The sequence below is a fragment of the Deltaproteobacteria bacterium genome (assembly GCA_022340465.1).
Classification (GTDB): domain Bacteria; phylum Desulfobacterota; class Desulfobacteria; order Desulfobacterales; family B30-G6; genus JAJDNW01.
Map to the genome: position 1 here is coordinate 26,107 of JAJDNW010000037.1, position 22,475 is coordinate 48,581.

The window sequence follows — 22,475 nt, forward strand, 5'->3', positions numbered from 1 at the left end:
ACCGCCTAAAGTACGGACCGTTTCGAACGGGGGATGCTCTGCGACCTGTCGGCAGCACCGCGAGGGATTTCCATGCCGCAGGTGGAGGCACCGGCCGTCACGCTGTCAACGGAAGCCGCATGCACCGGAAAGGAGTCGCTGCCGGGCTGCGCTTCTCAGAAAATCTGATTGGAGAGTTAGATATGCTGCGGGACAAAAAAATCTGTTTTATCGGCGCCGGCAATATGGGCGAAGCGCTCATCAGCGGACTGGTCTGCTCCAAGGCCACGTCACCGGACAACATTGTCTGCACCGATATCAGCGAACGAAAACTGAAAGCGGTTGCCGAAAAATACGGCGTCACCACCGGCACCGACAATGCCGCCGCCATACGCGGCGCGGACCTTGTCATTTACGTCGTCAAACCCCAGATCCTCGCCTCGGTGCTGAAGGAAACCGCCGACAGCCTCGACATGTCCAAAATCATCATCTCCGTTGCCGCGGGGGTTCCCTTGGCGGTCATCGAATCGTGCCTCAAAAAGGATCTGCGCCTGGTGCGGGTCATGCCCAACATCGCCGCTTTCGTCAAAGAGAGCGCCACGGCGATCGCCGCGGGAAAACATGCCAGCCGGGATGACATCAATCTGGCCAAAGCCGTTTTCGATTCCGTAGGAAAAAGCATATTCATCGAGGAAAACATCCTGATGGACGCCATCACGGGGTTGAGCGGCAGCGGACCGGCCTACATTTTTCTGATTGTCGATGCGCTTGCAGATGCGGGTGTCAAGATGGGCCTCTCCAGGGACGACGCCCTGTTCCTGTCGTCCCAGACGATCCTGGGATCGGCCAAACTGCTCCTGGACACCAAAGAACACCCCGGGCAGTTGAAAGACAGGGTCACCTCCCCCGGCGGCACCGCCATCGCCGGCATCCACACATTGGAAAAGGGGGGGCTGCGCACCACCCTGATCAATGCCGTGGAAGCCGCCACCCAGCGATCAAGGGAACTCGGTGATGCCATGATTCAAAACTTCACCGAAAACAACGACTGATATCTCATGTTTTCTGAAACCGTTTCATACTCGGCCGCCTTTGCCGCGGGGCTTCTGTCCTTCTTTTCCCCCTGTGTGCTTCCGTTGATACCGGCGTATTTTTCCTTTATCACGGGCATGTCGCTGGAAGACCTGACGGAAAAATACAGTGCCGCCATCCGCAGAAAGGTTTTCATATCGACCGTGGCTTTCATCCTTGGATTTTCCCTGGTTTTCGTGCTGTTGGGAGCCTCGGCGTCCTATCTGGGAAGCCTGACGAACGCTTACCGTGATCCTATCCGCATCGCCGGCGGCATCATCATCATCGTACTGGGCATCCACCTGACCGGTATCGTGCGCATTCCCTTCCTGGAATTCGAAAAGCGCATCCATCTGAAGACCAAGCCCCTCAATATTTTCGGAACATTTCTGGTGGGGATGGCATTCGGGGCCGGCTGGAGTCCGTGTACCGGCCCGCAGCTGGGTTCTATACTGGCGATAGCCATGGGCAAGGACACCGTCCGACAGGGAGTGGTTCTTCTGGGGATCTACTCGGCGGGCCTGGCATTGCCTTTTATAATCATTTCCGTATTCATCAATTATCTGCTGGTATTCGTAAAGAAGGCCACCGGTTTCATGAAGGTTTTCAATACCGTTGCCGGAGCCGTGCTGATCCTTGCGGGGTGTCTTCTGCTTGCCAACAAACTCTACTTGTTAACGGCGATTGGGTGAATGTCATGACCAAAAAGACCATATGTTTAGCCGCCTTTTTAGCCGCGTTGATTTGTATCGCACAACCCGCGCTGGCCGCCGGTCCGAACAGCGTCCGGTGGCACTCCTATGCGGAGGGGATGGCCCTGCGAAAATCGATGGCCAAAAAGGTTTTTATCAATTTTTACGCCACGTGGTGCGGTTTCTGCAAGAGGATGGACACCAAGACCTTCACCGACAAGGCGGTCATCGACTATCTTGAAAAAAACTTCATCGCCGTGAAGGTGGATGTGGACAAGGAACGAAATGTGGCCGCGCAATACAATATCAGCCCGTTGCCGGATACGTGGTTCATCTCGGAAACGGGCGATGCCATCGGAAACAGGCCGGGTTTCATCGGGGCCGACGACCTGCTGCCGGTACTTAAATTCATCCACACGGAAAGCTATTTGAAAATGTCTTACGTGCAGTTCCTCGAATCGCAGAAGTGACAACTTCGGATCAGGGCTTGACCTTTCACGGTTTACGGCATACGGCTCAGGGTGCAGGGCTCGAGGTGCAGACCGATCAACGCACGATGCTTTGAAAGTGCCTTGCGCCTTGGGCCTTGCGCCGCACGTTTTACGCTTCACACCTCACATTTCACGATTCAAGATGTAACAATTTTCCTACAGCAGCCCCGACCCCCGTCTTGCATTCCTCATGACCAGGCGGACGACGGTAGAGACGATCACCCCCAGACTCATCAAGACCAGCAGCACGGGCACCCAGGTATCCCCCCGGTACTCGGGCACCTCACGCGCGGCGACGATCCCGATAATACTGAAAAGCAGTATGACCGTCATCAGTGCCACGACCGAGTAGCAGACCGCGTCGGAATCATACCACGGTACGATGGCCCTTCTGAAAAGCGGTGTGCTTGCCTGCCCCATGTTTTTTCGGCGCTCCCCCCGATGATGAACATACGTGTGACAATCGATCCCAATTTAGGCCGATACAACCCCCGGCGCTGCAACTGCGGGATTGACGTTCGGTGCGGGTACGAGAATACCATGCCCGAAGGGCACTTTCAAGCGCAACATATTGAATATTTATATTGACAAACAACAACATGTTGTTGTAGAAGCGATCCTGTTGCTGCTCGACTTTGCTGCCCGATTCTGTCCAGCAATATCACGTAAAAAAATCATTCGTTGCGACCCAGAATCAGCCACCGCAGATACCAGGAAATCAACTTCTGATTTGATGAATCATACAACCGTGGGGGGGGATACCCGTGTTCGATCAGATTAAAAAGCGTGACGGCAGAATTCAGGAATTCGATTCCGCCAACATCACGGCGGCCATTGCCAAAGCCGGTGGGGCCACCGGTGAATTCAAAACCCGCGAAGCCAGGAAACTGACCTTGAAAGTGCTCACCCTGGCGCACGAGCTGAAACTGGGCCCGGTTCCCGAAGTCGAAGAAATCCAGGACATCGTCGAGCGGGTCCTTCTGGACTCTCCTTTTCACCGCACGGCCAAAGCGTATATCCTCTACCGCGAGCAGCATGCCCAGATCCGCAAGATCGCCACCAAAGCCAACGTCGACCTGGTGGATCACTACATCCAGAAGCTGGACTGGAAAATCAAGGAAAACAGCAACATGTGCTACAGCCTGCAGGGCCTGAACAACTACATCAGTTCGGATGTTACCTCCGAGTATTGGCTGAACAGCATCTATCCCCCGAAAATCAGAAGGGCCCACAAGGGAGGAGACATCCACATTCACGACCTGAGCCTGCTGTCCGTCTATTGCGTGGGGTGGGATTTGAAGGACCTTTTGCGAATGGGGTTCAAGGGAGTGGAAGGCAAGGTCGAGAGCGCGCCCCCCAAACACCTGCGTTCCGCCCTGGGCCAAATCGTCAACTTTTTCTACACCCTCCAGGGCGAGGCGGCCGGCGCTCAGGCGCTGTCCAACTTCGATACCCTGCTGGCCCCTTTCGTCCGCTATGACGATCTGTCGTATGAAGACGTCAAACAGGCCCTTCAGGAATTCGTTTTCAACATCAATATCCCGACCCGTGTCGGCTTCCAGACGCCTTTCACCAATATTACCATGGATCTTTTCGTCCCCTCCACGCTCAAGGACCACCCGGTCATTGCCGGCGGCGTAGAACGCCCGGAGACCTATGCGGAATTCCAGCAGGAGATGGACGTCATCAACCAGGCCTTCGCCGAAGTGATGATGAACGGGGATGCCAAGGGGCGCGTGTTCACCTTCCCCATCCCGACCTACAACATCACCGCCGATTTCGACTGGGACAACCCCAATCTCGACGCTGTTTGGAAAATGACCGGCAAGTACGGCATCCCCTACTTCTCGAACTTCGTCAACTCCGACATGTCCCCCGAGGATGCGCGCTCCATGTGCTGCAGGCTGCGGCTGGACAATCGCGAATTGCTCAAACGCGGTGGCGGGCTTTTCGGCGCCAACCCGCTTACCGGTTCCATCGGCGTGGTCACCATCAACCTTCCCCGCATCGGCTATACGGCTCAGAACGAAGAGGAATTCTTTCATTGCCTTAAAGACAGGATCATGCTGTCCATCGAGAGTCTGGCCATCAAAAGGAAGGTCCTGGAGCGGTTCACCGAAAAAAACCTGTATCCCTACTCGAAATTCTACCTGCGTGAAATCAGGGAGGGGTCCGGCCGCTATTGGAAGAATCATTTTTCGACGATCGGCATCATCGGTATGAACGAGGCTTGCCTCAATTTTATGAATGCAGACATCGCCAGCAAACAGGGCCGGGGGTTCGCCCTGACGGTCATGGACTTCATCCGCGACCTTATTTCCGAGGTGCAGGAGGAGACCGGCGACATTTTCAACCTCGAAGCGACACCGGCCGAAGGAACGTCCTACAGGCTGGCCATGATGGACAAACGGCTTTATCCGGACATCATCTGCGCCAACCAGGCGGATTTTAAAACGGGCGCCGCGCCTTACTACACCAATTCCACCCAGCTCCCGGTGAATTACACGGACGATATTTTCGAAACCCTCATGCTGCAGGATGAATTGCAGACCAAGTACACCGGCGGCACCGTGCTGCACGTCTTTCTCGGTGAACAGGTGGAGGACATCCGGGTGACCAAGGGACTCATCCGCAAAATCGCAGGCAACTTCCGGCTGCCCTATTTTACCCTGTCTCCCACCTTCAGCGTCTGCCCCTCGCACGGCTATCTGAACGGCCGACAGGACACGTGCAGCCGCTGCAACCAGGAAACGGAAATCTACTCCCGGGTGGTGGGGTACCTCCGTCCCGTCAAACAGTGGAACAACGGAAAACAGGCTGAATTCGGCCTGCGCAAAACCTTCAGGGTCGACCCTGCCCCTGGCGGAAGTGAGCCGGCCTTGCCGGCGGTCAAAGCAACGCCGGCGGCTTAGGTACGAAAGAGGTCAACCGATGATTTTCGGCGCCATCAGAAAATTCAGCACCATCGACTACCCGGGAAAACTGGCGTGCGTGCTGGGGACCAAGGGCTGCAACATGCACTGTCACTGGTGCCACAACTACAGCCTGTTATCTCACGAATTTTCATCCGAATGCCAAATCATCTCCGAAAACGACGTCTTCGACTTTTTGCGGGACCGGTCGGGATTCATCGAAGGGGTGGTGATTTCAGGCGGTGAACCGACCCTGCACAAAGACCTGCCCGCTTTCTGCGGCAGGGTAAAAGCGATGGCATTCGACGTCAAACTGGACACCAACGGCACCCATCCGGAAATGGTCGCACAACTCGTCCGGGAACGACTCGTCGACTACGTGGCCATGGACATCAAAACCGATTTCAAACAATATCCCTCCCTGACCAAAAAGGAATTTAAGCCGGAAAAAATCAGGCAGAGCATCGACCTTTTGCTGCAGGGGTCGATACCCTACGAATTCAGAACCACCTGTGTAAAGCCCTTTGTCAACACGACCAATATCGAACACATCGGTGAGCTGATCCGGGGGGCCGCGCAATTATTCCTTCAGAAATTCGACCACACCCATGTTCAGGAGAACAGCAATTACGCGGCGAACCCTGCCGCCGGCTTCGATGATGCCGAAATGGAGGAGCTGCGCTGCAGGGTGGAGCCCTACGTTGCCGCGTGCAGCATCCGTTAGAGCGGTTTGCACCTCGATCCATACGCCCTGAGCCGTATTCCGTTTTTCATCATCAATCCCTTGGCCACAGCAGGCTATGCCTTGGCTTGATAGGGTGATTTGAAAAATAAACCCGCCATTCGCTCAGGGCATGCGGAACAGAATGCTGACAAACACCATAGCCCCCCCTCCGATCTCCGGCCTCCGATCCCGGTTTTACCCTACCGCCCAGGTTCGCTATACGCCATTCACATACTGTATCCTATTCATTTTTTTCTCTTGACACCGAAGACCCTTTTTCCATATTGTCCTTAAGCGTACCCAGCCCTCAAATTTGCAGCTATGAGGATACGTCAACGACCCCTTACACCGCCTCCGTTAAGCGGCACACAACGGTTCACAGAAAGGAGAAGATCATGGCCAATCCCTATGACGAAGCGTTCGAACAGTCCATCCACAATCCTGATGAATTCTGGGGCAAAGCGGCAGAAGACTGCCACTGGTACAAAAAATGGGACAAGGTGCTCGACGATTCGAACCCCCCTTTCTACCGGTGGTTCACCGGCGGGGAAATCAACACCTGCTACAACGCGCTGGATCTTCACGTCGAAGAGGGCCGTGGGGATCAGTATGCACTTATTTACGACAGTCCGGTAACCGACACGATCAAAAAGTACACCTATTCGCAACTGAGAGATGAAGTCGCCACCTTTGCCGGCGTACTTGCCGCCCAGGGCGTCGGCAAAGGCGACCGCGTCCTGATATACATGCCCATGGTTCCCGAGGCGGCCATCGCCATGCTCGCGGCGGCGCGCATCGGAGCGGTGCACAGCGTGGTTTTCGGCGGATTCGCCGCCAATGAGTTGGCGACGCGCATCAACGACGCCAAACCCAAGGCCATTGTCTCGGCGTCCTGCGGCATAGAGGTTGCCAGGGTGATTCCCTACAAACCCCTGCTGGACGAAGCGATAGAGCTGTCGGCGCCCGCAAATCGGCCCGATAAATGCATCATCTTTCAGCGCCCCATGCAAAAAGCCCCTTTGATCGACGGCAGGGATGTCGACTGGGACGACGCGATGGCCGCAGCCAGCCCCCATGACTGCGTCCCCCTGGCGGCGACCGATCCCCTGTACATCCTCTACACCTCCGGCACGACAGGCCAGCCCAAGGGCGTCGTCAGGGATAACGGCGGCCACGTCGTGGCGCTGAAATGGACCATGAAAAACATCTACAACGTGGATGCCGGGGATGTGTACTGGGCGGCATCCGATGTGGGCTGGGTCGTCGGTCACTCCTATATCGTATACGGGCCGCTGTTCAAGGGTTGCACCACGATTCTTTTCGAAGGTAAACCCGTCGGCACGCCCGATGCGGGCGTTTTCTGGCGCGTCATCTCCGAGCACAATGTCAAAACCATGTTTACCGCCCCGACAGCCTTCCGGGCCATAAAAAGGGAAGACCCCAAAGCCGAACTGATGAAAAAGTACGACCTCTCCAACTTCGAAGCCCTTTTCCTGGCCGGTGAACGCCTGGATCCCGACACCCTACACTGGGCCGAGAAGAGTCTGGGCATACCGGTGATCGACCACTGGTGGCAGACGGAAACGGGTTGGGCCATCTGTGCCAATGCCATCGGCATCCATCAGTTTCCGGTCAAGGAGGGATCCCCCACCAAACCGGCGCCAGGCTGGAACGTCACGGTGGTCGACCCGGACAATAAACCGGTAAAAGCGGGCGAAATCGGCGCTTTGGTCGTCAAGCTCCCGCTGCCTCCGGGAAGTCTGCCCACCCTTTGGAACAACGATGAACGCTACATCGAATCCTACCTCGAGGAATTTCCCGGGTACTATAAAACCGCCGACGCCGGGTTTATCGATGATAACGGCTATGTCTTCGTCATGTCCAGAACGGATGACATCATCAACGTCGCCGGCCACCGTCTGTCGACCGGCGCCATGGAAGAGGTCCTGGCGGACCACCCGGACGTGGCCGAGTGCGCGGTTCTCGGTGTCGAAGACCAACTCAAAGGGCAGGTGCCGGTCGGCTTTCTGGTCCTGAATGCAGGTGTCGATCGTGATGAAGCGGACATCGTCAAGGAAGTGATTCAGTCGGTGCGCGAAAGGATCGGGCCGGTGGCGTCCTTTAAAACAGCCACCGTGGTAAAAAGGCTCCCCAAAACAAGGTCCGGCAAAATATTGCGCGGGACGATTCAGAAGATCGCCGACAACAAGGAATACAAGGTCCCGGCCACCATCGACGACCCGACCATTCTCGGGGAAATGGCAGACGCCCTCACGGGCATCGGCTACGGCAAGGCCCGCAAATAAAAAAAACAAATTGCCCCCGCTCTTTGGGGAGCGGGGGCAATTTGTTTTTAGCCGATGGTATTCTTGACGATGCCGATGATCTTTTCCGGGTCGAAGGGTTTGCTCACAAAGGCCACGGCTCCCTTGACGGCGTGGTCCCCGTCGATGCCGCTGATGACGATTACCGGAATATCCCGCAGGGTCTTGTCCTGCCTCAGCCTGCGGTAGAATCTCGGTCCCCATTCGCCCGGCATTTGCAAGTCGAGGGTTATGAGGTCTGGCATCTCGCTGCGCACCTTCTCCAATCCCTCCCTGGTGTCGGAAGCAGAACAGGTGGCATAGCCGTTGTCGCTGAAAACGGCCTTCAGGTATTTCACTATGGCCGGGTCGTCATCGATGATCATTATTTTTTTTACCATGCCGCTCCCCCCCTTGCCGCGCTTCGACACTCGCTATTTCCGGTGGCACTCTCCACATGTGATCGGCCCCTTTTTCAATTCCATGTGGCACCCCTTGCAGTTAAGGTGAAACGCCTTCATCAGCCCCGGCATGCCGTCGCTTGCTTCCAAGCCATGGCAGTCGGAACACAGCTCGCCTTCCGAAGATTCATCTTCAAGCTTTACGCCATCCTCGTAGACATGGTGACACGTGTTGCACGCATCGATTTCGGCGGTTTCATTATGCGCCTCATGGACGAAAACCGCCGGCGGCCTTTCCGGCTTCGGAAAGACACGGTTGTCCACTACCACCATCTCTTCCTGCGAGTAGGCGGTAACGAAAACCAGTATGGTAATCACGAAAGCGCCGAACATGTAAACGACACGCTTATTCATCCGATCCTCCCATGGCCCGTTTCGATCGATACGAGGCAGCGCTTAACCGGCGGCCGATGCTCATTCGGCCCCGGGCTTCTCGATGGCTTCATATAGGATGTCACTGAAAAATTTTACTTCCAGGCCGATGTTATGAAACTCCACCAGGTCGTGCAGGCCGCTGTGGCAGTTGTGGCAAGGCGTCAGCAGGGTTTTTGCGCCCCTGGCCTTGGCCGCGAACAGCTGTTCCGCCTTGACGCGGTTTCCCTCGATGCGCGTCATTTTGAAAGGGGGGCCGCAGTTGATGACGCCTCCCCCGGCGGAGCAGCAGTAGTTATGCTCCCGGTTGGGGTGCATCTCTATCAGCGTTTCACACATGGCGCGCACCACTTCACGGGATTTCTCCCCCAATCCGCCTCCCCGGACGACATTGCAGGGATCGTGCAGCGTGACCGGGTCTGCATACTTCTTGGCGATGGTGAGCTTGCCCTGGGTCAACAGCTCGTGATAGAATTCGATGGCGTGCACGATGGGAATCGGCGGCATCTTCCAGCCCAGCCAGCGGTTGCCCATGTCGTAAACGGAGCGAAAAGCATGCCCGCACTCGCCCATGACGATCCTTTTGACCCGCAGCCTCTGGGCCGTCTCGAAATGGGTTCGCTTCAGCCGGCCCATGATTTCGTTGTCGCCGGTGAACATGGCCATGTCGCTGTTGTCCCAGCCAACGGTCGCCGGCATGGTCCAGTTCACCCCGGCGACATCCATGATCACGGCCATCTGGTAAATCAGCTGGGCCTGAAATTTAGGTTCCGGGGCGATGACGGAATACATGATGTCCGCCCCCTCTTTTTCCAGGGGAATGCGCAGGGTGGGAATCTCCGCCTGGGCCTCCTCCTCCTGCCACTGCAGCGTGTCCGGCCACTCGTCGCCCTTGACCCACATCTGGTTCATGGTCACGGAATGGCTGTGGGCCGTGTCCTGGATGTAGAGCGGTGTCACACCGAGTTTGTGAATGATCCGTCTCACCACCAGCATGAGATAGGCGATATCGATGCCGAAGGGACAAAATTGGGCACAGCGTTTGCAGAGGTTGCACTGGGCATGGGCGATCAGTGCGGCCCTTCTAATCACATCGGGTCCGACCCTGCCCTTTTGTTTGAGCATCTCCCACAGGGTCTGCTTGACCTTGCCCACCGGGCTGAAGTGAGGGTCTTTATCATGGGAAAGGTAGTAATGGCAGGCATCGGAGCACAAACCGCAGTGAATGCACGTGTCGACATACGCTTTCAGGCGGGCGCCGGTCTCCCCCTTGATCACCTCGTTGATAACGGATTCGATTTTCTGGGCGCTCAGGTTCGAAATGCCAGCCTCGATGCCTTCATCAATCGTCGGGGCGCGTTCCTTTTTCACGGGTGCGGACATGCTTTTTCTTCCCCCCATATGTTTCGCACTGCTCGAGCTATTTTTAGACCTTTTATCAGAAGGGCCTCATCTCGCAGAAGCCGTTTTATGTTTTACGCGTTACGTTTTACGCTAAGATCAGCTTATCCCGACCTTTTCTTAACACATAAAAAGACCCGGTCACCAGTCCTTTGCCCCCCTGATACCGCCGAACTCGCTGCCCATGTAGGCTCTCGTAAACAGCGAAAAAATCATGTGGCTCAAGCGGGTCAAGGGGATGGCCGCCAGCATGACTTCGCCTGACAGGATGTGAATGATGAGCAAAACCCTGTAGTCAATCCACTGATGGTAGGCGAAAAAGCCGGTCAGAAAGGGCATGGCCACGATGGCCAGGATAATATAGTCTGAAGCCGATGTAACGAACCTGACTTCCGGTTGGCGTATGCGCCGGACCAGAAAAAACAGGCAGGATAAAAGCACCACCAGCGTCATGGCATCCGCCAGCGCGTCGGGAAAAGCCCACCAGCTCACGCCCCAGGCTTCATCCCACAGGATAATGTGGGCCATTAAAAACAGCGGCACCGCCAGCAGGCAGATATGAAAGACAAATATCACGATCGTCAGCACCGGGTGCCGTCTCCAGTTGGTGGTGGCAAAGGGCGTCATCCAATGCAGAATGGATCGAAAACTGTACTTCCAGCTCATATAGGTAAAGATGAACCGCTCTTTTCCGCCGATCAGCTGAAACATCCTCCCCAGCCTGAACAGGCATCCCCCAATGAACACCAGGAATGACAGCCAGGCCAGGGGTCCGGTGACAAAACCGTATACATCGTGCATGGTTTCCCCCTTTTCCCTTCTGAAAAGCCGGCATCACCTGCCACCTTACCCCCGGCGCTGCAAAAGCCCGAGGGCTCCAGAGTCAAGGCGCCTGAGGGTGAATTTGCTTGCTTCGGCGCCTCAGAGGCCGAAGTCCCTGACCGCTACCACCCGCCGGTAGTAGATGCCCGCTTCTACACTCCTCAGCAGCAGGCGGCTTCCATCCGGGCTGAACACCGGATCCCAGGCCGCCTCCATGGCCCTTTGATCCACGTGGTCGTTGACGGCAAACAGGAACCGGCCATCCTTCTGCACCCTGGCCGCCACGGTTTCGCCATCGGGGCTGAATACGGGTGGCCAGGCCATATCGAATCCGTTTGACCAGGCCCGGCCGTCGACGACGATCTTCCATACCGGGCCCTCCTTGGCAAGCGCCGCCAGCCGCCGGCCGTCGGGGCTGAAGGTAATGTCGGTCACCATGTCCCCGAAGGTGGCAGCCCAGGGCGTGCCGTCGACGGCCACGGTCCAACGCCCGAATGTCGGTGCCACGATGGCGGCCAGTTTTTTACCGTCCGGGCCGAAGGCAGGCTGCCACAGTTGTACAAAGCGGCGGTCCCATAAAAAGTCCCCGTTTTCGGCCAGCGTCCACATGCCTTGGTGGCGCACCGGCGCCACGACATCGACCGTTCCCGGCCGGAATATGGGCTCCCAGACACAGCCGAAACGTTGTTCCCAGGCGATGCCGTCCACGGCAACCGTGTATTCGTAAAGGTTCCGCCTCACCTCGGCGGCCAGATGCTGCCCGTCTTCGCTGATGGCCAGGCCCCAGACATTCAGAAAAACCTCGTCCCACGCCTTGCCGTCCAGGGCCGCCGTGAAGGTCCCCTTCTTGAATTTATGAATCTCCCCCGAATCGGCATCTTTGACCTGCACCGCGGCGGCCGTGCGCGTCCCACAGGGGCTCAGAGCGAAATAGGTCATGTTGGCGTAGGATCTGTCCCAGGGAACCCCGTTCAGCACCATGCAGTACCGCATGTCCTGCTGCGCCGCGACCGCAAGGGCGCCGCCGTTTTCACTGAAGAGGGGATTCCACACGTAGCCGAACCTGTTTTCCCAGGGGGTGCCGTCAACAGCCACCGTCCATTCACCCACCTCCGAAACCAGCGCCGCCAGGCGTCCGTCGGGAAGGTACCTCAGGTGCCAGGCCTTGTCATAGACCGCATCCCAGGCCGTGCCGTTGACACAGACGCTGAATTCCATTTCAGAAACGTTGACGACGGCGGCGACCGCCTCTCCGTCCGGACTGGCGTAAGGCTCTTCCACCCACCTGAATTCATCGTTCCACGCACTAAAGGCGACCTTTTTTTCAGATATCTCCCAATCCCACTCTTGACCGTCGACCATGAGGCCTCCTCGTGCTACCCGGGTGACCGGCCATTCCCGCAACAAGCGGCGGGAAGCCTTCCCCGTGAGGAATTTGTCTGTTTTGATTCGCCCGTCAACCCTGCAGCCCCGCGAGCATGGATCTCCGCTGCGATCCGGCAGGCTGGGATGCCGGGGGGCTCAGCCTTTCGCGAGGGAGCGGCTTAAACCGCATTTTCCGAACATGTGGCCCGTGACATTATTGTGGATACATACCTAATGTTGTCACGGAATGCAAATGGATAGAATCCATTGAAAATATGTTTATTTTGATCATTCTTGAAATTTGAAACCCTCAACTTGGGCAAAATCCTTGTCTATTAAAGGATTACATGCTATCAAGACTTCCTTAGTTCGGGTCTGCAAAGGACCGGCATTTTCTGTTTTCGCACTTCAAGGAGGAAAATACATGTCTGAATACAGTCGATACATAGCGATGGCCGGTGTGATTGTTCTCGGCATCATTCTCCAGGCGATGCTGATCGGACTCTATGCCGTTCCGGCACCCTACAAAACCGCGGTCGCCTTTACCAAAGCCTACTATAAACTAGACCCCTCCATGGAAGACTACCTGTGCCAAGACAGCCGCCTCGATGACGGCGTGAATGTCACCGCACAATACCTCTATGAAAAATCGAGCTATGCAAAATCCCTGGGATTCGACAAAAGCTTTCTCAAAAGCCAGCTGTACCATATTGAAACCCACACCGCCTTTACCAGTGACACCGAAGCGACGGTGACCATTTCAGCCGTCCGGAGAACAGCCATCAACCCGGTCTTCGCCTGGGTTGCCAAACTGTTTCGCATCGGCGGAACCTATCCCGTTGAAGGCACCATCGACGTCGTGAAAGAAAACGGCCGCTGGAAAGTGTGCGCCGAGTCATTTTCCTCCGTTTGAAATAACGGCAAGTTGTTATCTGGTATTGAACCGAGATAGCGAGCGCATTCCCTGCAGCTTGCTGCAGGGTAAGCGAGCGAATCATAATTGATAGAATTCCTTACGGTGAAGATTCCCCTTAAGCTTGCTGCGGGAAGTGTTCAAATTCTGGTCCTGCGGGTCAGGTCAGAGATATCTGGACGGATGGTATCGTCACCTGAGGCACACCTTGTCCATGCAACCTATTTACAAACGCATTCAGCAACGGGCCCGCCAAATTGCCGAGGGTATGCCGGCGCCCGACTTTTATCGTGACCACGCCGGCGCCAACAACCTCTCCGGCAACCTGTTGGATTCAAACCCCGACATGGCGGCATTGAACGAAATTGTCGCCGAGTATCTGCAGCACAATGCCGGGCATGGCCTCAAGCACTCCCGCAAAGTCGCCCTGGATGCGGGGACATTGACGATCATCGAGGGCCGCCGGGCGAACCTTGCGGAAAACGAAATCCAACGGTTGACCTATCTATCCCATATGGCGGGGTTGCTGCACGACGTAAAGCGCAAAAAGAAAAACCATGCCGTCGAGGGTGCTCTCTTTTCGCGGAAGATATTGCCGGCATTCTCGCTGTCGCCCCAGGAGGTGGAGGACGTCGCCAACGCCATCCGCAACCATGAAGCCTTCAAGCCACTCATCCCCATCGACAGCCTGCACGGCGCCCTTGTCGCCGGCTGTCTTTATGATGCCGACAAATTTCGGTGGGGGCCGGACAACTTCACCGATACGGTCTGGAACATGATTGCCATTTACAACCCCCCTCTCTCCGAATTCATCAAACGCTATCCTGAAGGCATGCGGGGCATAGCGCGTATAAAAGAAACCTTTAGAACGGCTACGGGAAAAATGTACGGTCCGCAGTTCATCGACCTGGGTATCGCCATCGGGGAAAAACTCTACAAGGCGATTTTAGAAGAGTTCAAGTCCTGTCTGTAAAAGCAGAGCAACCAGCGTTAGGTAAAACCCGGCGCACTGAAGGAACGTCTTGAAAGAAACAGCGAAAAATCGAACCACCGTAGCGGCCCTGCTGTTCGTGCTGCTCGTGGCGGTGCTGATCGCCGCCATGGCACTGGCATCGGCCGTGCAGAGGGACTTCGGCCGTGTGGCCGTTTCCAACGTCCGCTACCTGAACGGCAACGGCATCCCCATACGCGCCAAGCTCATGCACCCGAAAACGGGGGGCGGCACCCGGTTTCCAGGGATCGTCTATATCCATGGATACCAGAACAACCGGGAAACAGGAGACGCGTACTGCATCGAACTGGCCAGAAGGGGGTTTGTTGTCCTGAACATCGACGCCATCGGCCGGGGCAATTCCGGCATACCCGGCAATCCGGCGGATCCCGGCTTCGACGACACGTACGGCGGGCAATCCTCGCTCGACTATCTGCGGTCGCTGCCCCTCGTCGATCCCGGGGCTGTCGGCATGATGGGCCACAGCCTCGGCGCCGAAATGGCCTATAAAGTTGCCCTTCGAGACCCGGGCGTCCGGGGGCTGGTCATCACCGGCTTCGCCTACACCACCGCCGCCGACTACCAGCACCCCGCCAACATGCTCATGATCATCGGAAAATACGACGAATACAGAAAAAGGATGACCGGCACACGCAACATCCTCACCGACTGGATGAAGTCCGAACAGACCCGCAAGGTGATTGACGCCCCGAATCCTGAAATCGGCGTGACCTACGGTGACTTCTCCGCCGGTACCGCCCGGCGCGTCTTCGTTCCCCATGTAACGCACATTCAGGAATCGCACAACCGGGATGCCATCGCCGAAGCCCTGCTCTGGATGCGGCAGGCGCTGAACCCACCCGCTGCATACTGGTCCGACCCGCACAGGCAGATCTGGCCGGTCAAGGAGTGGGCGACCCTGGTGGCCATGGTTGCCGGCTTTTTTTCTCTGCTGCCCTTGAGCACCCTTCTGCTCCGGCTCGCTTGGTTTCGCCCCCTGGCCGGCGCCCCCACGGCGACATATGCGTGCGGGGGCAAAGCCTTTCTCAAGCACGTCACCATCAACGGTCTGGTCATGTGGCTTTACCTGCCGCTCATCTTCATCCTGTTCGGCATCCACATCTACCTGGTACCCATCGACAGGGTCTTCCCCATGATGATGGTAAATGCCATTGTCTGGTGGTTCCTTTGCATCAATATCATCGGATTTTTTATTTTCCGCCGATGGTTTAAAAAACAGAATCGCCTGTACGGGACCACGCTGGCCGACATGGGCATATCCTTCAAAAAGGATCTTTTTTACCTGGACGGCGTCCGCCTCGGCAAAGGGGTGGCCCTGGCCATGACCCTTTTCATATTTGCCTACGCCGCCGAACACCTGCTCGAAAGCATCTTCATCGTCGACTACCGTTTCATATTCCCTTTTGCCAGCGACCTCACCCCCTACCGCCTCAAAATGTGGCTGGTCTACTTCCCGTTTCTGCTCATCGGGTTTCTTCAGACCGGCGTTTTTCTGCACGGACAGATCCGAAAAGCGCCGAAACGGTCGCAAACAGGGACGTTCCTGGCGTGGTCCGGCGCCAACCTGGCGGCCATGATCGTTCCCCTGCTCCTGTTTCTCTGCATCCAATACATCCCGCTGCTGACGACCGGCTTCATACCACTGGTGGGGCCGGGCGGCATGTTCGTGTCGTTCGTGCTCAACCTGTTTCACCTCATCGTCGTCCTCTGCCTGGTAATCCCGATTTCCACGTGGCTTTTTCAAGTGACCGGTACCATCTATACCGGGGCCGTTTTAAACGCCGCCCTGGTAACCTGGATGTTCACGTCCTCCCAGGTGATCGCCCCCATCCCGATATAGGGAAATTACCCCCTGAAAGAGATTGATATTGACGCTTCCCCGCCGCACGCTGCGGGGAAGCGTCACCGTAAGGGGTTCTATCCATTATGATTCGCTCGCTATCTCGGTTCACATAAAACCACGTCGTCAAATGTTTCCGGTGCGCCATATTCCCGTTTGACTTCGGTTAAACCTTTGATTATACTCTGCCATCATTTTAGGGAAACCTAAATTGAGGAAAACATCACCGCCATAAAAAGGAGGTTGGAATGACCGCAAAACCCTGGCATGGCCCCAAGTGGCCTGAAGGCGTCCCTCACGAAATCACCGGGTGGGACAAACCCTTACCTACACTCCTTGACGAAACCGCCGCACGATACCCGGATCTCGTTTACACGATTTTCAACGATGCCGGGCGCACCTATTCCCAGGTGAAAGACACGGCGGATCGCATCGCCAACTTCCTGGTATCCAAAGGCGTCAAAAAGGGCGATCGGGTAGCCATTTTTCTGCCAAACCTGCCCCACTATCCGGCTATCTTTTTCGGGATCCTGAAAGCCGGTGCCGTTTGTGTCACCTGCAATCCCATCTACACGGCCAACGAATTGAACTACCAGTTGGGGGATGCCGGCGCCAAGGCCGTTTTCTGCATGGATCACCCCGAATTTTATCGCACAACGGTGGAAGCCATCAGGGGAACCGACGTGGAAACGGTCGTCATCTGCAGCGTAAAATCCTACCTGCCCCGGCTGAAAGGTTTTCTGGGCGGTCTGCTGGGCAAGATCCCCAAGGCGGAGAGCCACCAACCCGGGCACCTGTTGTTCGACGACGTTGTCGCCGCCGCATCCGGATCCGGGGCGCCCGCCGTGGAGATCGATCCTGTCGATGACCTGGCCCTGATCATCTACACCGGCGGAACCACCGGCCGGCCCAAGGGGGCCGCCCTGACCCATGCCAACTTTTTCTATAACGTCATGGGGCTGAACGAATACGGCCGGCTGGTCCAGGAACCCGGCGGACGGCCGGAAAGGATCAGGGGCGGCGGTTTCAACACCTACCTGGGCGTACTGCCCTGGTACCACAGCTTCGGCCTGACCTGCGCCATGCTGTCGGCCTGCGCCACGGGGAGCAAGCTTATCTGCGTCCCCGATCCGCGCGCCGGGGACCCGCCTTTCACCGAGGTGCTGAAACTTGTCCAGAAGCACCGGCCCACGTTGATGCCGGCCGTGCCCACCATCTTCGTGGCCTTCACCAACCATCCCCTTCTGGGCCAGTTCGACCTGACCTCCCTCGTCGGGTGCTTTTCAGGCGGTGCCCCGCTCCCGCCGGAGGTCTGCAAGCAGTTCGAAGAAAAAACCGGGGCCATTATTTTCGAAGGCTACGGCCTCAGCGAAACCGCCCCCGTGGCCACCGCCAACCCCACCAACCGGGAAAACCGTAAAATCGGCTCCATCGGGTTCCCCATTCCCTGCACGGATATCAAGATCGTGGACCTCGAAACCGGCTTGGAGGAGCTCCCCCAGGGAGAGGACGGCGAAATCGCCATCTCCGGCCCCCAGGTCATGCAGGGATACTGGAACAAACCCGAGGAAAACGAGGCGGTTTTCCGGGAAATCGACGGCAGCCGCTATTTCCTGACCGGGGACATCGGCCACATCGACGAGGAGGGGTTCATCCTCATCACCGACCGCAAGAAGGACATGATCATCGTGGGCGGCTTCAATGTGTATCCGCGCGATGTGGAGGACATCCTCTTTACCCACCCCAAGGTCGCCCTCGCGGCAGTGGTGGGCGTGCCGGATGCCAGAAGCGGCGAAATCGTCAAGGCCTTCATCCAGCTCAAGCCCGGGGAAACCGCCACGGAAGAGGAAATCATGGCCTTCTGCAAGGAAAACATGGCAGGGTATAAGCGGCCCAAGCAAATCGAGTTCCGCGAAGAAGTCCCGGTTTCCAACGTGGGCAAGGTCCTGCGCCGCGTGCTGCGGGACGAGGAATCCGGAAAATAGTCAAGAACAAGGTTTACGGTATACGGTATATGGTATACGGTGTACGGCATGAGGGTTAGGGTGTAAGGCGGTAGGTGGCGGGTGTCATGAACCGGTGACGATCCGTTCCCCGTCCCTTTCACCTCCCGTTCACACAACGGCTGATTATGATGAAAAACAAAGCTCCTAAAATAGGCCGGAACGACCCCTGCCCCTGCGGCAGCGGTTTGAAGTACAAGCGCTGTTGCGGCGACACGCAGGCCTCCTCGTCCGCGGACGTCGCAGCCATGTATGCCCGGAAGCATAATGTCCGGGTCAAACAGGGCAAAGATGTCGAGGCTATTCGCCGAGCCGGCCGGCTGGTGATGGAAACGCTGGACATGGTCGAAGCAATGATCGCGCCCGGCCTGGTCACCGAAGAGATCAACACCCGGGTCCACGAATTTACCGTGAAGAACGGTGCCGTCCCCGCACCGCTGAACTACCGGGGCTTTCCCAAAAGCGTCTGCGTATCCATCAACGACGTGATCTGCCACGGCATTCCGGGGCCCCACGCCCTGCAAGAGGGTGATATCGTCAACATCGACGTCACCACCATCCTCAACGGATACTACGCGGATGCCAACAAATCCTTTTTTGTGGGAAAGCCGTCGCCCGATGCCCGCAAGATTGTCGACGTCGCCCGCGAAAGCCTCAAAAGGGGTATTGCCATGGTCAAACCGGGCAACACCCTGGGCGATATCGGCTGGGCCATACAATCCTGGGCCGAGAGCCAGGAATGCTCGGTGGTCAGGGAATTCGTGGGTCACGGCGTGGGATTCGATTTTCACGAAGCGCCCCAGGTTCCCCACTTCGGCCGTCGTGGCCAGGGCCTTGCCCTCATTCCCGGCATGGTTTTTACCATCGAACCCATGATCAACCTGGGAGATAAAGCGCTGCGCATTCTGGAGGATAACTGGACCGCCGTCACCCGGGACGGATCCCTTTCGGCCCAATTCGAACAGACCCTCCTGGTAACCGACAACGGTTGTGAGAGCCTGACGCCCTACCCACTGTAATCCCGTTGATGATGCGTCTACCGTTTTTGACATTTTGAGGGGAACTTTAGGGGACGTTCATAAATATATAAATAACTTGTACCAAAAAAATAGTTATTTATATATTTATGAACGTCCCCTCTATTACAAGGAAGACTAAAATGCGTATCCACCTGCTGCAGCACGAAGCCCAAGCCGTCTCCACCAACGTTCTCGCCTGGGCGGCGCAAAACGGTCACGCCGTCACCCGAACCGATGTTCTGGAGGCCGACGTCCTGCCGGATGCCGGCGATTTCGATCTCCTGGTCGTTGCCGGCGGGCCGCAGCACATTTGGGAAAAAGACAAAAACCCCTGGCTGGGAAATGAAAAGAAACTGCTCGCCGCCGCGGCGGCGGCGGGAAAACATGTGCTGGGCATCTGCCTCGGCGCCCAGTTGCTGGCCGAAGTCCTCGGCGGCAGGGTGTTCGCCAACCCGCTCACGGAACTGGGCTGGTGCGCCGTCCAGCTGACATCCGCGGGTCTGACATCTCCCTTGTTCCGCGGGGTTCCCGAGCGCTTCACCATGTTTCAATGGCACAGCGACCATTTTTCACTGCCGGAGGGGGTCACCCGGCTGGCAACCAGCCCGGCCGCTCCAAACCAGGCCTTTGCCGACGCCGACGGCCGCCTGCTCGGCATCCAGTTCCATCCGGATTTCGATTGCGGGCTGATTGAAGACATGGTGCGGAGCGAAACGGAAAAGTGGCCCGAAGGTCCCTTTGTCACCCCCCGGGAAACACTGCTTCAGGAGACGGCGGCCATCGAGGAGCCTGTCTGGCTCATGGAACTTCTGCTGGACAATATGGCCCAAGCCATGCAATCCTCAAATGCCCCCGAGCCACGCTCTCACCAAAATGACGATTGCCGTGATCAGAGCCGCGGCCTGGACAGGGGTGCCGAAGCGCTTTGCAGCCGTCTTGCCGTAGAGGAAACCGATAACCAGCCCCGACAGAAAGCCAAACAGGTGCGCTAGAATGTCCGCGTGCGCGGACGATCCCAAAAAGCCCAGCAGGGCCAGGCCGGCGCCCAGCGGCAAAAGGGCCTTGATGCGGCGGCCGGGGTGCTCCAGGCGGCGCAAAAACTGCCAGGCAGTAAGAAGGCCCAGGGCCCCGAAAACCGCCGTGGACGCCCCGATGGAGCTGTGGCCCGTCTTGTAAACCACCGCATTCATCACATTGCCGCCAATCCCGGCCGACAGGATCATCAGCCAGCCGACGCCCCACCCCATGATGGAGCAGACGGCCGACCCCAGAACCGCGATGCCCACCATGTTCCCTGCCAGGTGGACCGCACCGCTGTGCAACAGCAGCGCCGTTGCCGCCCGATACCACTCGCCGTCGAGCATTCGCCCGGCCGTGGCCGCGTAGCTGTCCATCAGGAAACGGCTGTCCGGCTGCATGGTCACAAAAACATGCACCGCGGCCAGCAGCAGCGCCCCCCAGATTCCGGCCAGGCTTTTTTTGAAATCGCGGAAAATGTCTTCGGAAACGATTGGGTCCGGGCGGTTTTCAATCCTATAGGCGTCGATCAGGCCGGCAGCCTCCGCCGACCGGTCCGGCGCGACCTCCAGTTCCCACCCGTCCGCCTGCCGCACCGCCCGGGAAGCGATCCCGGCGGAAAGCAGAACCAGTTGGTAGGTTTCCACCTCCTCCTTCGACAGCTTGTCAACGACAGTGATCATATTCAAATAAAATCGGGTACCACGATTTTATGAAACGCGGCTGACGTCGCTTTCCTGCAAAGCGGCACAAGTAAAATATCCGAAAATCCGTTTCCAGCGCGCCGCCGGCGTCAGGGTGACCAGGTTGCCGGCCAGAACGACGACAACCCCCAATGCGGCGGTCAGCCTCCAGTGATAGGACTCGAAAAGCGTGGAAAGAAAAAGGGATGCCAGGCAAAACCGGTAGCTCACCGAAAGAACCGGCGGCACCTGCGTCAGCTGCAGCTTGATGCCCAACCAGGTCGATCCCCAGATCAGGGTGGCGCCCGCATAAAGGATGCAGTTGAGCAGCAGGTCCCCCGTTTAAAGGATTGAACACTCCCCGCAGCAAGCTTAAGGGGAATCTTCACCGTAAGGAATTCTATCAATTATGAGCCCATCTCTGTTTCACTTGGACCCTTGAACCCTGGAACCCTTTTCCCCTTGTGGGATATTAACTAGCGGCGAAGCCGCGTACACAAACACATTTTCCTTCTGCAGGATTTCTGCAGAACGAAAATTTATTTGGTTAGCTGGGCCAGCGTTTCATCCGGCATCTTGAAGGAGTGTTCGGCCGCCGGAAAGGCCGCCTCCTGGACGTCCTTCTTGTACGCGTTCAACGCCTCCAGGATGATCGGCCGTATCTTGGTGTACTGCTTGACGAATTTGGGTATGAACTTGTCGAAAAGACCGATCATGTCGTGGGTTACCAGGACCTGGCCATCCACGTCCACCCCCGCTCCGATGCCGATGACCGGCACCGTGACCGACTCGGCCACGAGTTTTCCCAGGGGGGCCGGAACCGCCTCCAGGATGATGGAAAACACACCTGCCGCCTCCAGGGCCCTGGCATCTTCGATGATGCGCCTGGCGGCCTCGGCATCTTTGCCCTGCATCTTGAAGCCGCCCAGGGCGCTCGCCGTCTGGGGCGTCAATCCGATGTGTCCCTGCACCGGGATGCCGGCCTTGACGATGGCCTCGACTGTCGGCGCGAAATCGACGCCGCCTTCCAGCTTGACCACATCGCAGCCGCCCTCTTTCATCAGCCGCCCGGCATTGCGCACGGCCTCCTCGATCGAAACGTTGTAGCTCATGAAAGGCATGTCGCCCACAATGAGCGGCCCCTTGCAGCCGCGCACGACCGCCTTGATGTGGTGAATCATGTGCGCCATGGTGACTTCTACGGTGCCGTCAAGGCCCATCACCACCATGCCCAAAGAGTCGCCCACCAGAACGATGTCGACGCCGGCCTCGTCGGCCAACAGCCCGAACGGATAGTCGTAGGCGGTCACCATGACCAGTTTGCGTTTGTCCGCCTTGGCCTTTTTTACATCCATTACCGTCACTTTGTTGCTTGCCATTGGTTGCTCTCCTTTT

At 57.2% G+C, this 22,475-nt stretch carries 20 protein-coding genes and 1 pseudogene; 12 read left to right on the forward strand and 9 right to left on the reverse strand.

Going from position 1 to position 22,475, the window contains the following annotated elements; genetic code table 11:
* Positions 1–182 precede the first annotated feature (182 nt).
* From proC to LJE94_06960, 3 genes are read left to right on the forward strand one after another with little or no spacing between them, the layout of a single operon-like run.
* The gene (proC, locus tag LJE94_06950) at positions 183–1,031 is read left to right on the forward strand and encodes a pyrroline-5-carboxylate reductase (GenBank protein MCG6909848.1); all 849 of its coding nucleotides are present in this window, start codon (positions 183–185) and stop codon (positions 1,029–1,031) included.
* Positions 1,032–1,037: 6 nt separating this feature from the next.
* Positions 1,038–1,742, forward strand: coding sequence for a cytochrome c biogenesis protein CcdA (locus LJE94_06955; protein MCG6909849.1), 705 nt, complete (start codon positions 1,038–1,040; stop codon positions 1,740–1,742).
* Positions 1,743–1,747: 5 nt separating this feature from the next.
* Positions 1,748–2,212 (forward strand): thioredoxin family protein, encoded by a 465-nt coding sequence (locus tag LJE94_06960; protein ID MCG6909850.1) that lies wholly within the window; start codon positions 1,748–1,750, stop codon positions 2,210–2,212.
* Between the two features lie 177 nt (positions 2,213–2,389).
* Here LJE94_06960 and LJE94_06965 read toward each other — a convergent pair whose 3' ends face one another.
* The gene (locus LJE94_06965; GenBank protein ID MCG6909851.1) at positions 2,390–2,653 is read right to left on the reverse strand and encodes a hypothetical protein; all 264 of its coding nucleotides are present in this window, start codon (positions 2,651–2,653) and stop codon (positions 2,390–2,392) included.
* 344 nt (positions 2,654–2,997) lie between these two features.
* On the opposite strand from LJE94_06965, the gene LJE94_06970 reads away from it, so the two are divergent.
* The 3 genes from LJE94_06970 (at position 2,998) to LJE94_06980 (ending at position 8,175) form a co-directional block, all read left to right on the forward strand.
* The gene (locus LJE94_06970) at positions 2,998–5,145 is read left to right on the forward strand and encodes a ribonucleoside triphosphate reductase (protein ID MCG6909852.1); all 2,148 of its coding nucleotides are present in this window, start codon (positions 2,998–3,000) and stop codon (positions 5,143–5,145) included.
* A gap of 19 nt (positions 5,146–5,164) precedes the next feature.
* A complete protein-coding gene (locus LJE94_06975) occupies positions 5,165–5,869 on the forward strand; it encodes an anaerobic ribonucleoside-triphosphate reductase activating protein (protein MCG6909853.1) in 705 nt (234 codons plus the stop codon).
* Positions 5,870–6,180: 311 nt separating this feature from the next.
* On the forward strand, positions 6,181–8,175 hold the full coding sequence (locus tag LJE94_06980) for a propionyl-CoA synthetase (GenBank protein MCG6909854.1): 1,995 nt from the start codon (positions 6,181–6,183) through the stop codon (positions 8,173–8,175).
* A 47-nt stretch (positions 8,176–8,222) separates the two neighbouring features.
* On the opposite strand, the gene LJE94_06985 is transcribed toward LJE94_06980, so the two are convergent.
* From LJE94_06985 to LJE94_07005, 5 genes are all read right to left on the reverse strand, one after another.
* A complete protein-coding gene (locus LJE94_06985) occupies positions 8,223–8,573 on the reverse strand; it encodes a response regulator (protein MCG6909855.1) in 351 nt (116 codons plus the stop codon).
* 33 nt (positions 8,574–8,606) lie between these two features.
* Positions 8,607–8,987: a cytochrome c family protein gene (locus LJE94_06990; protein ID MCG6909856.1), complete on the reverse strand. Its 381-nt coding sequence runs from the start codon at positions 8,985–8,987 to the stop codon at positions 8,607–8,609.
* Positions 8,988–9,047: 60 nt separating this feature from the next.
* Positions 9,048–10,388, reverse strand: coding sequence for a (Fe-S)-binding protein (locus tag LJE94_06995; protein MCG6909857.1), 1,341 nt, complete (start codon positions 10,386–10,388; stop codon positions 9,048–9,050).
* Positions 10,389–10,547: 159 nt separating this feature from the next.
* A complete protein-coding gene (locus LJE94_07000) occupies positions 10,548–11,207 on the reverse strand; it encodes a nitrate reductase (GenBank protein MCG6909858.1) in 660 nt (219 codons plus the stop codon).
* 120 nt (positions 11,208–11,327) lie between these two features.
* On the reverse strand, positions 11,328–12,590 hold the full coding sequence (locus tag LJE94_07005; protein ID MCG6909859.1) for a WD40 repeat domain-containing protein: 1,263 nt from the start codon (positions 12,588–12,590) through the stop codon (positions 11,328–11,330).
* A 427-nt stretch (positions 12,591–13,017) separates the two neighbouring features.
* Here LJE94_07005 and LJE94_07010 point away from each other — a divergent pair, with 427 nt between their 5' ends.
* The 6 genes and pseudogenes from LJE94_07010 (at position 13,018) to LJE94_07035 (ending at position 20,063) form a co-directional block, all read left to right on the forward strand.
* Positions 13,018–13,506 carry a hypothetical protein gene (locus LJE94_07010; protein ID MCG6909860.1) on the forward strand — a complete coding sequence of 163 codons (489 nt, stop codon included), beginning with the start codon at positions 13,018–13,020 and terminating at the stop codon, positions 13,504–13,506.
* A 214-nt stretch (positions 13,507–13,720) separates the two neighbouring features.
* Entirely contained in the window at positions 13,721–14,479 is a 759-nt protein-coding gene (locus LJE94_07015; protein ID MCG6909861.1) for an HD domain-containing protein, read from the forward strand.
* Between the two features lie 49 nt (positions 14,480–14,528).
* A complete protein-coding gene (locus LJE94_07020; protein MCG6909862.1) occupies positions 14,529–16,358 on the forward strand; it encodes an alpha/beta hydrolase in 1,830 nt (609 codons plus the stop codon).
* A 248-nt stretch (positions 16,359–16,606) separates the two neighbouring features.
* Complete coding sequence (locus LJE94_07025) at positions 16,607–18,343, forward strand: long-chain fatty acid--CoA ligase (GenBank protein MCG6909863.1); 1,737 nt, start codon at positions 16,607–16,609, stop codon at positions 18,341–18,343.
* A gap of 149 nt (positions 18,344–18,492) precedes the next feature.
* On the forward strand, positions 18,493–19,380 hold the full coding sequence (gene map / locus LJE94_07030) for a type I methionyl aminopeptidase (GenBank protein MCG6909864.1): 888 nt from the start codon (positions 18,493–18,495) through the stop codon (positions 19,378–19,380).
* Between the two features lie 140 nt (positions 19,381–19,520).
* Positions 19,521–20,063, forward strand: a pseudogene (locus LJE94_07035) (type 1 glutamine amidotransferase).
* A gap of 159 nt (positions 20,064–20,222) precedes the next feature.
* Here the strand turns inward: LJE94_07035 and LJE94_07040 are convergent.
* From LJE94_07040 to panB, 3 genes are all read right to left on the reverse strand, one after another.
* Entirely contained in the window at positions 20,223–21,080 is an 858-nt protein-coding gene (locus LJE94_07040; GenBank protein MCG6909865.1) for a rhomboid family intramembrane serine protease, read from the reverse strand.
* Between the two features lie 27 nt (positions 21,081–21,107).
* Complete coding sequence (locus LJE94_07045) at positions 21,108–21,356, reverse strand: hypothetical protein (GenBank protein ID MCG6909866.1); 249 nt, start codon at positions 21,354–21,356, stop codon at positions 21,108–21,110.
* Positions 21,357–21,619: 263 nt separating this feature from the next.
* Complete coding sequence (gene panB, locus LJE94_07050) at positions 21,620–22,459, reverse strand: 3-methyl-2-oxobutanoate hydroxymethyltransferase (GenBank protein ID MCG6909867.1); 840 nt, start codon at positions 22,457–22,459, stop codon at positions 21,620–21,622.
* Between the last annotated feature and the right edge of the window lie 16 nt (positions 22,460–22,475).